Here is a 12,160-nt window from a genome sequence, read left to right on the forward strand (position 1 = left end):
GGCCGCTTGGCTTGAGATGATGAACCAACGATGAGCGAAGACATCTACGACCCGGTGTTCGTCAAAGGTGTCTTCGATCGTTGTTCCGACCAGTACATCACCTTCAGCTGGATATGTTCATTCGGCTTTACCGAGCGCTGGCGCCGGCAATGCGTCGAGCTGATGCCCGAGCCGCCTGCTTCGGAGCCGAAGGGCTACGATCTGATGGCCGGCACCGGCGAGGTCTGGCCGCATTTGCTCAAACGCTTTCCCGGTATTGGTTCGATAACGGCCGTCGACATCTCGTCGGGAATGCATCAGCGCGCCATGGAACGCCTGCACGCGCACCGTGCCCACGAGATCGCCTTCATCGAGGACGACGTTCTGGCCAGCGACCTGCCGAAAGAAAGCGCCGATTTCATCATTTCCACGTTCGGACTGAAGACCTTCAATGGCGCGCAGCATGCCAAACTCGCCAAGCTGGTCGCGCACTGCCTCAAGCCTGGCGGCGTTTTTTGCATGATCGAAGCGTCCGACCCGAAAGGGTGGTGGTTGAGACCGCTTTATCTCTTCCACTTGAAGGTCATGCTGCCACTGATCGAAAGAACGCTGCTCAGGGGCGCGCAGGATTTCGCGAGGATCGGCACCTACTCGACCAATTTCGGCGACGCCTCCGCCTTTGCCGAAATGCTGCGGGCGGAAGGGCTGCACGTCGAATTCAAACGCTTCTTCTTCGGCTGCTCGACAGCGGTTGCGGGCAGCAAGCCGGCCGCATTTGCGCGGTCATGAAAAAAATGCAGACATGGCGCCCGATGCGGGCGCGGCCGGGGGAATCATCATGGCGGTAGAGACAGTGCAGCGTGCATCCGGGCGCGGCATCTGGGGATGGATGTTCTTCGACTGGGCGGCGCAGCCGTTCTTCACCGTCGTCACCACCTTCATCTTCGGCCCCTATTTCGTCTCGCGCATGGCGAGTGATCCAGTCACCGGCCAGGCTGTCTGGGGTTACGGCATCGCCGCCGCCGGGCTGGTCATCGCGATATTGTCGCCGATCCTTGGTTCGATCGCCGACCAGACCGGGCCGCGCAAGCCGTGGATCGGTTTTTTCGCCGCGATCAAGATCTGCAGCCTCACCTTGCTCTGGTTTGCAGCGCCAGGCTCGAACCTGTTCCTGATCGTGGCGCTGTTCTCGCTGGCCTCGGTGGCCGCCGAATTCTCCACCGTGTTCAACGATTCCATGATGCCGCGGCTGGTGCCGAAGAGCGAGATCGGCCGCATCTCCAACATGGCCTGGGGCCTCGGCTATCTCGGCGGCATGATTGCGCTGATCTTCGTCGTTACGTGCCTGGCTGGCTCGCCCGAGACCGGCAAGACGATCATCGGCATCAACCCGCTGTTCGGGCTCGACCCGAAGCTCGGCGAGGATGCGCGCGCCACTGGGCCGCTGTCGGCCGGCTGGTACTTCCTGTTCATCCTGCCGATGTTCTTCTTCACGCCGGATGCCATCAAGGGCATCCCGATCGGGCCGGCGGTGCGCGAAGGCCTGTCGGAACTGAAATCGACGCTGGCCGAGGTGCGCAGGCGCGGCGGCATCTTCCGCTTCCTCGTTGCCCGCATGATCTATCAGGACGGCGTCAACGCCCTGCTGGCGCTGGGCGGCACGTTCGCGGCGGGCATGTTCCACTGGTCGATCACCGAGATCGGCATGTTCGGCATCATCCTCAACGTCGTCGCCATCTTCGGCTGCTGGATCGCGGCCCGGCTCGACACCGCGCTTGGCTCGAAGGCGGTGGTGATGATTGCGCTGGTCTTGCTGTCGGTCGCCACCGTCGGCGTCGTCTCGACCGGCCCAGGCTTCACGCTGCTCGGCCTGATCCAGCTTTCGACCACCGATTCAGGCGGGCTGTTCGGCACGGCGGCCGAGAAGGCCTACATTATGTACGGCTTGCTGATCGGCCTGGCTTTCGGGCCGGTGCAGGCATCGTCGCGCTCCTACATGGCGCGCAGTGTCACGGCCGCGGAATCCGGCCGCTATTTCGGCATCTACGCGCTGGCCGGGCGTGCGACCAGCTTCCTGGCGCCATTCCTGGTGGCGACGATTACCGCGCTCAGCGGCTCGGCGCGGCTCGGCATGGCTGTCATCATCCTGTTCCTGGCCATCGGCATGGCGATCCTGGTCAGGACGCCGTATCCGGCGGATCGGCCGGCGGACTAGGAGCGTCTCTTCCTCCTCACGCAAGGGGAGAAGGAAGAGGGCGCTTAGTGCCTGAAGTGCCTCACGCCCGTAAACACCATGGCGATGCCATGTTCATCGGCGGCGGCGATGACATCCTTGTCATTCATCGAACCACCCGGCTGGATGACGGCGGTGGCTCCGGCTGCGACTGCGGTCAGCAGACCATCGGCAAAGGGAAAGAAGGCGTCGGAGGCGACCACCGAGCCCTTGGTCAGCGGCTCGGTCATGCCTGCAGCCTCCGCCGCGTCGAGCGCCTTGCGGGCGGCGATGCGGGACGAATCGACCCGGCTCATCTGGCCGGCGCCGATGCCGACAGTGGCGCCATCCTTGGCATAGACAATGGCATTCGACTTGACGTGCTTGGCGATGCGGAAGGCAAATTTGAGATCGGCCATCTCGGCCGGCGTCGGTGCGCGTTTGGTCACCACCTTCAGTTCGAGGTCATCGATCACGGCATTGTCGCGGCCCTGGACGAGCAGGCCGCCGGCGACGGATTTGACCGTCGTGCCGGCCGAACGCGGGTCCGGCAGGCCGCCGGTGACCAGCAGGCGTAGGTTCTTCTTTGCCGCGACGATTGCGGCAGCCTCATCTGTCGCATCGGGCGCGATGATCACCTCGGTGAAGGTTTTCACGATTTCCTCCGCCGCCTCGGCGTCGAGGGTGCGATTCACAGCAACGATGCCACCAAAGGCGGAGACCGGGTCGCAGGCGAGCGCCTTGGCATAGGCTTCCTTCAGCGAGGTGCCTTCAGCGACGCCGCAAGGGTTGGCGTGCTTGATGATCGCCACCGTCGCAGAGTGGTCGGGATCGAACTCGCCGGCCAGTTCGAAGGCGGCGTCGGTGTCGTTGATGTTGTTGTAGGAGAGCTGCTTGCCCTGCAACTGCCGTGCCGTGGCGACGCCCGGCCGCTTGTCGCCATTGACGTAGAAACCCGCGCTCTGGTGCGGGTTCTCGCCGTAGCGCATCACCTCGGCCAGCCTGCCGCCAAAGGCGCGCCAGGTCGGATGCTCGATCTCCAGCGCTTCGGCGAACCAGCCGGAAATCGCCGCGTCATAGCTGGCGGTGCGGGCAAAGGCCTTGGCCGCCAGCTTCTTGCGGAAATCCAGCGACAGCGAGCCGATGTTCATCTCCAGTGCGTTCAGCACCGAGGCATAATCGCCTGGGTCGGTGACGATGGCGACATAGGCGTGGTTCTTGGCCGAGGCGCGGATCATTGCCGGGCCGCCAATGTCGATGTTCTCGACGATCGCGGCATAGTCGGCGCCGGAGCGACGGACTTCCTCGAACGGATAGAGATTGGAGACGAGAAGATCGATCGGTTCGATGTGGTGTTTGCGCATCGCCGCCGCGTGCTCGGGGTCGTCGCGCACGCCAAGCAGCGCGCCATGCACCGAGGGGTGCAGCGTCTTGACGCGGCCGTCCATGATCTCGGGAAAACCGGTGAGCTCGGAGACGTCGCGCACCGCCAGGCCGGCCTCGGCGATCGCCTTGGCGGTGCCTCCGGTCGAGACCAGTTCGACACCGGCCGCGGCCAAGGCCGTGGCGAAGTCGATGAGGCCGGTCTTGTCGAAAACGGAGAGCAAGGCACGGCGGACAGGAACGAGGTCCGGTGCGGGAATGTTCTTGGCGGCGACGGCCATGGGCTGGCGGCCTTTCACGGCTGGTGTGATGGATGCCCCGCGCCGTAGCACAAGACATCGGGAAATCAAACCGGAAGCCTGCCTGGCTGGCGCGCTCAGTTGTTTTCGGGATAACCGGCGATGCTGGTGCGGGTCAGCTGCCAGTGGACTTCGGTCACTTCCGAGGCCTTGAAGGCAAGCACGATCTGCCGGCTACGGCGCGGGCCGCCAAGGCCGGCGAAATAGATCGATTCCTCGACCTCAGGCACGACTTCCGCGCAGGTGAATACCCAGGTATCGGCCTGATCGGCGGCCAGGACCAGACGATCGTGCTCGTCCTGCAGCAGGTTGATGTCGGGATGGACATGGAAGCGCACGGTGACGAAGTCACGGCCATTGTTGCGGATCGCGGCATTGCCGGGCCGCTGGAACCGGTCCCTGCCCGCCAGCACGTTGCCATTGGAGGAAAGCTTCAGCTCGCGCTCGTGCAGGAAGCCGAAGCGCGGGACATAGCCGTCATGGCGGGCGACGAAACCGTGAACGCCCTTCTGGTCGATGCGTTTGCACTGCACGTGCTGCGGGCCGCCGATCAACGGCGAGCCGAGCAGGTCGTTGACCCGTATCGAATGGCTGAAGCGAGCCGAGGAGGTGTCGTTGATGGTGGCGGTCGAGTGCGCGGCGGTGGCGCGCGCCAGCGGCCGGAACTCGGCGGCGCCATAGGTGTCGATGCCGGCATTGACGATGTAGTGCTGGCGACCGGACGACAGTTCGAAGGCGAGGCAGCCGGCATGCGCTGCGTTTGACACGTCGACCGGCGGCGGCAGGCCGGTGTCGGCGATGACGGTCGTGCCACCCATCGACAGCCGCTCATAGCCCGAATGCGGCGCGTGCAGCAGCGGCGCCCCGGCGGTGTCGTCATGGCGCAAGATGGTGGCGATGCGGTCATGGATGGTGGCGCCCATGCCGTTGAAGCGGGCGAGGCTGCCGTCCTGGTGGCGGAAGAAGCGCAGCGCCGGCAGCATGCGGTCGATGGCGCCGATCAGCGCCTGCGGCGGGGTTTCTGCCTGGTTGGCATAGGTCTGCCGCAGCGGCAACAGGTCGGCGAGGATTTCCAGAACCGCCATCGGATTGCGCGAGATATGGCCGCCATCGGCGAGGATCTGGCGGTTGAGTTCATCGGCGAGGTTGCGGGTGGCGCCGCGCAGAGCCGAGGCTGGTGCCGGCAGGGATAGGGCGGCGAAGGCCAGCGCGATGCGGGCGCGCAGCCGGTCCTTGCCGTCGGGCATTTCGCGCGCCATCGACCTGAGGTAGCGGATCTGGACAGCCAGCGATTTCAGGAAGGCGCGGTAGAAGGGGAACTCGGCCCCCTGCAGCACGACGGAGGAGTGCTGGAGCCAGGTGATGATGCGCTTTGCCGTCGTGCCTGGCTCCCAGGCGACGCCGGCAATGTTGTTGCCGTGCATGGCGATCCAGTCGGATACCAGCGCGCGGGCGTTGGCGGCGGCAAGCTCGGTGCCGGCGGCGCGCATGTGGCGCAGCCAGCGAAAGCCATGCAGCGTCTTTTGCCAGCCATGATTGGGCACATTGATCTGGAATGGAGATTTGCCGCCGGTTTCGACCAGATGCCCGGACAGGGGATAGCGGCCGTAATAAATCTCAAGCGCGATCTGCGGGTCGGCGAGGCGCAGGTCCGGCGGCGCGATCAGGACGCGTTCGGGCGTGCGGCCGGAATAGCGCCAGCGATAGACAGGCCCGGCACGGAGGCGCCGGCGCGTCTTGCGCCAGAACTCCTTCGCGACGAGCGTCCACAGACGCGTCGTGTTGCCGGCAGCAAGTGCCAAAACCCCTCCTGAACGTCCTCTACCCCGGCGCCGAGTTTACATGATTGAACGAGTCGTGCGAAGGCGAATTCCTGGGGAGGGGCTAGGCGCCCCACACCCTCCCTAAAAAAGTCAGCAAATCCTGTGAGTTGAGCCCTTATCCGGCTCGACGCATACGTGCGGCGAAGAAGCCGTCCAGGCCCGAACGCGCCGGCTCACCGAGGTCGAGATCGGCGGGCGTGGTGCGCAGTGTGCCTTGTTTCGTAAGGAACGAATCGATGCCGGCGATCTCGCCTTGCCGCAGCGGATCGTCAACCATATCAGGCGTCCCTTTGAGGAAAGCGCTGTAGAGATCCTCGCCTTCGAGCGGGTCGAGCGAACAATTGGAAAAGACGATCCGTCCGCCGGGTTTGACCAGCGTGACCGCACGGGCAAGCAGCCGCCTTTGCAGGTCGGCGAGCTTTTCGACATCGGCCGCCGTCTTGGTCCATGGCACGTCGGGATGCCGGCGTACCGTGCCGGTGGACGAGCACGGCGCATCAAGCAGCACGGCGTCGAACAGTTCTTCCGGCTCGTATTTTAGGAGGTCGGCCTGGGCGATGTCGGCGGAGAGGCCAAGGCGGTCGAGATTCTGTGTCAGCCGTGCCAGCCGGTTCTTCGAGGTGTCGACGGCGGTGACCCTGGCGCCGGCAAGGATCAACTGGGCGGTCTTGCCGCCGGGTGCGGCGCAGAGGTCGGCAACACGCAATCCCCTGACATCGCCGAGCAGCCGTGTCGGCAGGCTGGCCGCCGCATCCTGGACCCACCAGGCACCCTCCGCGAAGCCGGGCAGTTCGGTGACGGCGCCGGCAAGATTTTCCACGCGCACCGTGCCGGTCGGCAGCACGATGCCGCCGAGTTTTTCGGCCCAGAGTTCGGGATCGGCCTTGACCGAGAAGTCGACTGGCGCCTCAACGCGATGGGCTTCGAGAATTAGCTTCGCCTTATCGGCGCCGTAGGTGTTCTTCAGCCGATCGGAAAACCATTTTGGCGCTTCGTCGGTGGCGGCAAGGGCCGCAGGCAGCTCGGTTTCCTTGGCGCGCGCGAGCGTGCGCAGCACGCCGTTGACGAGGCCGGAGAAGCGCTGCGTGCGCGGATCGGACTTTGCGTGGGTGACCGCCAGGTCGACAGCGGCGCTGTCGGGAATGTCGAGGAACAGGATTTGCGCTGCCGCCACATGCAGTATGTGGGACAAAGCGGTGGCATTGGGCGGTAGCGGCTTTTCCAGCCTGCGCGCCAGCAGCCCCGTGATGGTCATGCGGAAGCGTAGTGCGGTGACCAGGATGGCGCGCACCAGGCCACGGTCGCGCAGATCGAGCGCCTTGTATTGGGGGTGGCCGTTCTCGTGGTCGGTCAGTCCGTCCAAAGGCGTCCTGGCGTCGATGACGGCGGCAAGCAGGCGTGCCGCTGCCTTACGGGCTGCGAGACCGGCAACGAATTCGCCGCCGTCCTTGTGGTCCTGATCGCCTGAGCCTGTGCGTCGAGGATCTCCCACGCTCACGACCACCGGCCCTTGGGCCCGGTCGGGTTGCGACCCCACGGATTGGGCTTGGGCTTGGCCGGTTCCGCCGACTGTTCAGGCTGCGGAGCCTGGCCCCACGGGCCGGACTGCTGTTGTTCCTCGGCCTGCCGCTGCGCGGGTGCTTGGCGCGGAGCGGTCTTGATGGTCCCGTCCTCCATGTCACGTGCCATCGCCTGAAGCGCGGCGATGCGGTTGTCGGTGCTCGGGTGGGTGGAGAACAGGCTGTCCATACGCTCGCCGTGCAGGGGATTGATGATGAAGAGATGCGCCATCGCCGGATTGCGCTCGGCATCAGGGTTGGGGATGCGTTCTGCTCCACGGGCGATCTTGTCAAGGGCGGACGCCAGCCACAGCGGGTGTCCACAGATTTCGGCGCCGCGCCGGTCGGCCTCGTATTCGCGGGTGCGGCTGACCGCCATCTGCACGATCATGGCGGCAAAGGGCGCCACGATCATCGCCGCCAGCACGCCGACAAAGCCGAACGGGCTGTTGTTGTTGCGGTTGCCGCCGAGGAAAAAGGCGAAATTGCCCAGCATCGAGATGGCGCCGGCAAAGGTGGCGACGATGGTCATGGTCAGCGTGTCGCGATGCTGGACATGGGCGAGCTCGTGCGCCATCACCGCCGCGACCTCTTCATGGGTCAGTCGCTGCAACAGGCCGGTGGAGGCGGCGACCGCCGCATTCTGCGGGTTGCGGCCGGTGGCAAAGGCGTTCGGCTGCGGATTGTCGATCAGATAGGTCCTGGGCATCGGCAGGCCGGCCTGCTTGGCCAATGCCTGGACGATGGCGTAATATTCCGGCGCGTTCTTCTCGTCGACCTCGACGGCATGGTTCATCGACAGCACCATCTTGTCGGCATTCCAGTAGCTGAACAGATTGGTGCCGGCGGCGATCACCAGAGCGATCATCATGCCGCCCGAGCCGCCGATCAGGAAGCCGACGCCCATGAACAGTGCCGTCATGGCGGCCAGAAGCATGGCGGTGCGAATGGTGTTCATCGTCTGCTCCTGTCCAGATAGCTGTGAAAAGGGGTCGATCGTCCTGGGTTCATGGCTATATGATGGGAAACGCCTGCCCCTGTTTCAATCTGCGGGGAATATCGCATGACCGATGAAACCAGTAAAACGCCCGCCGGCTCGGATGACGACGCGTTGCCAAAAGAGCTGACACCTGCCGCCCGTCGCGCGCTGGCCGAGGCCGAGGCACGGCGCACCGCATACCGCGAGAAAGAAGCCACGCTGCCGAAGGAGATCGGCGGCCGTGGCGGCAAGGAGCCCGGCCGCTATGGCGACTGGGAAGTCAAAGGCCTTACCAGCGATTTTTAGGGATTGATCTAGGCGGCATTGCGCCGAGGCTCCAGTGCAAGCCAGCCGCGCTCATCCACGGTGATGCCAACATTGTCGTAACCCGCAATCGCGGGATGCGGCGTCGCGATTGGATGCTGGTGCGTGGCGTTGATCACCATGACCGAAGCTTGCGCCGCCTCGGCCGCCGCGATGCCGGCCAGAGCATCCTCGAACACCAGGCAGTCGCGCGCGTCGACGCCCAGCTGTTTTGCACCAAGCTGGAAGCAGTCCGGCGCCGGCTTGCCGCGCGAAACATCTTCCGCGGCAACGAGCACTGCGGGGACGGGAATGCCGGCAACCTTCATGCGTGCAAGCGCCAGCGAGCGCGGCGCCGAGGTGACGATCGCCCAGCGTTCCGGCGGCAGCGCCTTGAGAAACGCCACGGCACCAGTAATCGGGAGAATGCCATCCAGATCGGCGGCCTCTGCCTTCAGCAGCACGTCGGCTTCGTGCGCCGGGTCGACGCCTGGGAGGCCAAGGCGGCCGACCGTCTCGATCGCGCGCACGCCATGGATGGTCGGCAGGAAGGCGGCGACGTCGAGGCCATGGCGGCGCGCCCAATCGCTCCAGACCCGCTCGGCCGAGGCGATGGAATTGATGACGGTGCCGTCCATGTCGAAGAGGAAGGCGGCAAACTTTCTGCCAGCAAACATGATTTTCCTTGAAATAGGGAAGGTGTCGAGGGAGCGCCCAACCGTAACGTCCAGGCGCTTTAATGGGAAGGCGCGGCCGCGTCTTTTCGACGGTCCAGGGAACCACTGCAAACCTGCGACGTTTGACCAAAACTGTTTTCCTGACGATCGAAGGGGACCTGCAATGCTGATCCGGCTCGGCTACGAAATCGCCATTGAATGCACCGAAGCCACTCCTGTGATTTCGCTGCTCGAGATCCACAAGGACAGGCAGGCCGATATCAAGCGGCAAACGCGCGTTCTGACATCGCCCTCGGTGCCGACGAAGCTCTACCAGGATGTGCACGGCAACGCCTGCCGCCGTTTTACCGCTCCCGCCGGCGGCTTTCGTATCCTTTATGATGCCGTCGTCGAAGACGGTGGCGAGACGGATGAGGTCAATACGCTCGCCAGGGAAGTACCGGTGGCGGAGTTGCCCGACGAAGCCCTGATCTATCTCCTGGGCAGCCGCTATTGCGAGACCGATCATCTCAGCGGGATGGCTTGGCAATTGTTCGGTCAAGTTCCCGCGGGATGGGCGCGGGTGCAGGCGGTCGTCGACTATGTCCATAACCGGCTGTCTTTCGGCTATGGCTACGCGCGCTCGACCCGTACGGCCGCGCAAGCGCATGAGGAACGGGTTGGTGTGTGCCGTGACTTCGCCCATCTGGCGATCACGCTCTGCCGCTGCATGAACATTCCGGCGCGTTATGTGAACGGCTATCTCGGCGACATCGGCGTGCCGGCCGATCCGGCGCCGATGGATTTCTCGGCCTGGATGGAGGTCTTCCTCGACGGCAAGTGGTACACGTTCGATCCACGCCATAACCAGCCCAGGACCGGCCGCGTCGTCATCGCGCGCGGTCGCGACGCCACCGACGTGCCACTGCTGCACAGCTTTGGCCCGCATCGGCTCAGCCTGTTCAAGGTCTGGACCTATGAACAGGAAGGCAATCTGTTCAATCCGCCCCATCACGGCATCGACAGGACGGCCAGCGCGCAGATGCTGGCGTAGTCCTTCGCACCGTTTAGCGTCCCCGCAATCGCGGGACAGTTGGTCCGCTTCGGCACAGCAGGCCTGTGCCGCAACAGGACGTCGCCGAGCGTTCCGCGATTGCCAGGATTCGAGCATGGTAAGCGGTTCGTAAACACGGCCGAAGCCGCGTTTCCCCGTTTACCGGTCATTCACCTTTGTAAAGAGCGAAATCCAGTAAAAACAACGGGTTGAGAACTATGAGCCGGTTCTGGCGCGTTGCGCGCGTCGTCCGGCTGGAATCCTGCATTGCCTTCATTGCGGCGACGAGGCCGAGGCATGCGGAGGCTGTTGGATGCGGAATTACGGGGGTCTTGTTCACGCGGTCGGCGGGTTCGCCAGACACAGCGGTGGAAATTTCGCAATCCTGTTCAGCCTTGCTGCCTCGGTCTTGGCGCTAACCGCCGGGTTCTCGGTCAACATCGCGCAGCTCTACAACGCCAGATCGAGCCTGCAGGGCGTGGTCGACGCCGCTGTCACGTCAACTGCGCGGGACTTGACGACTGGTGTCATCAAGGAAGCCGATGCCAACAAGTCGGTGAAGGCTTTCCTTGACGCCAATGACACCGCCGGAATTCTGCAGCCCGGCCAGATCGTTCTTGACCAGCTGGTCGTCGACAAGATCGCCAAGACGGTGCAGGTGGACGCCCATGTCGATGTCCCCCTGTTCTTCCCGATTTTCGGTAGCGGCGATACGAGGCGCGTCACCGCTTCGACGACTTCGCTTTATTCGGACAAGACCATCGAGGTCGCGATGATGCTCGATGTCACCGGCTCGATGGCCGGTCAGAAAATCAAGGACCTGAAGACCGCCGCGGCCAATGCGGTGGACAGTTTCCTGGGCAGCCAGGATCCAAACAAGCCACGGGTTCGTGTTTCCATCGTGCCCTATGCCAATTCGGTCAATGCGGGTCAGCTTGCGGTCAGCAGCGTTTACGTCGAAGCCAACGCCAGCCAGCGCAAGCAGGCGCCCGGCAATGCAAGCGCGCAGCTCGCTTCGGCTTCGCCGCGCCCTGACAATTGCGCCACCGAACGCAAGGGGGCCGATCAGTATTCTGACGCGGGTCCTGACTCCAGCATGGTCAATCGTGACTTTCTGTTGTCGGGCTTTGCCACGAACACACGCACCGCCGCTTGCCCGGTCGCGGCACTCGTCCCTTTGACGGCCGATGCCGCCACGCTCAAGAATGTCATCAGGGATCTTGTCGCTTCAGGCGGAACCGGCGGCCATATCGGCGTCCAGTGGACATGGTACATGCTCTCGGAAAGCTGGGGCAGCGTGCTCAATGCTTCGCAGCGGCCAGCCAAGTTCGATCCAAAGAAGGTTGGCAAGTACGCGATCCTTATGACGGACGGCGAATTCAACCTGTCCTATTTCGACGCCACCAGCGTTGGCGAGGTTTACAATGATGCCGGCAAGGAAACGACCCGCGCGGCGGCGACAAAACTCTGTGCTGCCATGCGTGACAAAGGCATAGAGATTTTCACGATCGGCTTCAAACTCGATGAGCCGAATGCCGCTTCGACACTCCAGAGTTGCGCCAGCCCCGATACCGGTTCGGTCAAGCACTTCTACCAAGCCGCCGACGGCGGCGAACTGGATGCCGCCTTTCAGACGATCGCCCGCAACATCGAAACCCTTGCGTTGACGAAGTAGGACTTAGCACAAAAGGAAAAGGCCGCCGCTTCTTTCGAAGCTGGCGGCCTTCCGTGTTTCCGTCCGTGGCGCGGCCTGTGGCTGCAACCCCTTGGGGTTACCCGCCGCGCATCTCGCGCCTTAACGGGAAGACTGCTTCCCGAAAGTGCAATCCTGCGAGGCCACGTTCTGGAAAACGAAATCACTCGACATCGGATCACCTCCTTTCGATTTGTTGAACACACAGACATGATGGGGT

Annotated in this window: 10 protein-coding genes; 5 read left to right on the top strand and 5 right to left on the bottom strand. The window is 63.8% G+C overall.

Going from position 1 to position 12,160, the window contains the following annotated elements; genetic code table 11:
- Nucleotides 1-30: 30 nt before the first annotated feature.
- Together EB235_RS06595 and EB235_RS06600 are read left to right on the top strand one after the other, a co-directional pair.
- Nucleotides 31-768: a class I SAM-dependent methyltransferase gene (locus EB235_RS06595; protein ID WP_027031755.1), complete on the top strand. Its 738-nt coding sequence runs from the start codon at nt 31-33 to the stop codon at nt 766-768.
- A 49-nt stretch (nt 769-817) separates the two neighbouring features.
- Nucleotides 818-2,194 (top strand): MFS transporter, encoded by a 1,377-nt coding sequence (locus tag EB235_RS06600; protein ID WP_027031754.1) that lies wholly within the window; start codon nt 818-820, stop codon nt 2,192-2,194.
- Nucleotides 2,195-2,238: 44 nt separating this feature from the next.
- Here EB235_RS06600 and purH read toward each other — a convergent pair whose 3' ends face one another.
- The 4 genes from purH to htpX all read right to left on the bottom strand — a co-directional run bounded on the left by purH (nt 2,239) and on the right by htpX (nt 8,213).
- On the bottom strand, nt 2,239-3,855 hold the full coding sequence (purH, locus tag EB235_RS06605) for a bifunctional phosphoribosylaminoimidazolecarboxamide formyltransferase/IMP cyclohydrolase (RefSeq protein WP_027031753.1): 1,617 nt from the start codon (nt 3,853-3,855) through the stop codon (nt 2,239-2,241).
- Between the two features lie 95 nt (nt 3,856-3,950).
- Complete coding sequence (locus EB235_RS06610) at nt 3,951-5,675, bottom strand: heparinase II/III family protein (protein ID WP_027031752.1); 1,725 nt, start codon at nt 5,673-5,675, stop codon at nt 3,951-3,953.
- Nucleotides 5,676-5,811: 136 nt separating this feature from the next.
- On the bottom strand, nt 5,812-7,194 hold the full coding sequence (locus EB235_RS06615; protein WP_432431164.1) for an RsmB/NOP family class I SAM-dependent RNA methyltransferase: 1,383 nt from the start codon (nt 7,192-7,194) through the stop codon (nt 5,812-5,814).
- Complete coding sequence (htpX, locus tag EB235_RS06620; RefSeq protein ID WP_027031750.1) at nt 7,191-8,213, bottom strand: zinc metalloprotease HtpX; 1,023 nt, start codon at nt 8,211-8,213, stop codon at nt 7,191-7,193. Before htpX ends, EB235_RS06615 begins: the two co-directional genes overlap by 4 nt.
- Before the next feature lie 105 nt (nt 8,214-8,318).
- Between htpX and EB235_RS06625 the strand changes: the two genes are divergently transcribed.
- Nucleotides 8,319-8,540 carry a DUF1674 domain-containing protein gene (locus tag EB235_RS06625; RefSeq protein ID WP_027031749.1) on the top strand — a complete coding sequence of 74 codons (222 nt, stop codon included), beginning with the start codon at nt 8,319-8,321 and terminating at the stop codon, nt 8,538-8,540.
- 8 nt (nt 8,541-8,548) lie between these two features.
- Here the strand turns inward: EB235_RS06625 and EB235_RS06630 are convergent, their stop codons facing one another.
- Nucleotides 8,549-9,214 carry an HAD-IA family hydrolase gene (locus EB235_RS06630; protein WP_027031748.1) on the bottom strand — a complete coding sequence of 222 codons (666 nt, stop codon included), beginning with the start codon at nt 9,212-9,214 and terminating at the stop codon, nt 8,549-8,551.
- 163 nt (nt 9,215-9,377) lie between these two features.
- Here EB235_RS06630 and EB235_RS06635 point away from each other — a divergent pair, with 163 nt between their 5' ends.
- Together EB235_RS06635 and EB235_RS06640 are read left to right on the top strand one after the other, a co-directional pair.
- On the top strand, nt 9,378-10,247 hold the full coding sequence (locus tag EB235_RS06635) for a transglutaminase-like domain-containing protein (protein ID WP_027031747.1): 870 nt from the start codon (nt 9,378-9,380) through the stop codon (nt 10,245-10,247).
- A 313-nt stretch (nt 10,248-10,560) separates the two neighbouring features.
- Entirely contained in the window at nt 10,561-11,922 is a 1,362-nt protein-coding gene (locus EB235_RS06640; protein ID WP_027031746.1) for a pilus assembly protein TadG-related protein, read from the top strand.
- Nucleotides 11,923-12,160 lie beyond the last annotated feature (238 nt).

The organism is Mesorhizobium loti R88b, assembly GCF_013170845.1.
Lineage (GTDB): Bacteria > Pseudomonadota > Alphaproteobacteria > Rhizobiales > Rhizobiaceae > Mesorhizobium > Mesorhizobium loti_B.

Excerpts from the sequence above, each read along its gene's own strand:
- EB235_RS06600 (WP_027031754.1), top strand. The coding sequence starts at position 818 with ATGGCGGTAGAGACAGTGCAGCGTGCATCCGGGCGCGGCATCTGGGGA.
- purH (WP_027031753.1), bottom strand. The coding sequence starts at position 3,855 with ATGGCCGTCGCCGCCAAGAACATTCCCGCACCGGACCTCGTTCCTGTC.
- EB235_RS06630 (WP_027031748.1), bottom strand. The coding sequence starts at position 9,214 with ATGTTTGCTGGCAGAAAGTTTGCCGCCTTCCTCTTCGACATGGACGGC.
- EB235_RS06635 (WP_027031747.1), top strand. The coding sequence starts at position 9,378 with ATGCTGATCCGGCTCGGCTACGAAATCGCCATTGAATGCACCGAAGCC.
- EB235_RS06640 (WP_027031746.1), top strand. The coding sequence starts at position 10,561 with ATGCGGAATTACGGGGGTCTTGTTCACGCGGTCGGCGGGTTCGCCAGA.
- htpX (WP_027031750.1), bottom strand. The coding sequence starts at position 8,213 with ATGAACACCATTCGCACCGCCATGCTTCTGGCCGCCATGACGGCACTG.
- EB235_RS06625 (WP_027031749.1), top strand. The coding sequence starts at position 8,319 with ATGACCGATGAAACCAGTAAAACGCCCGCCGGCTCGGATGACGACGCG.
- EB235_RS06595 (WP_027031755.1), top strand. The coding sequence starts at position 31 with ATGAGCGAAGACATCTACGACCCGGTGTTCGTCAAAGGTGTCTTCGAT.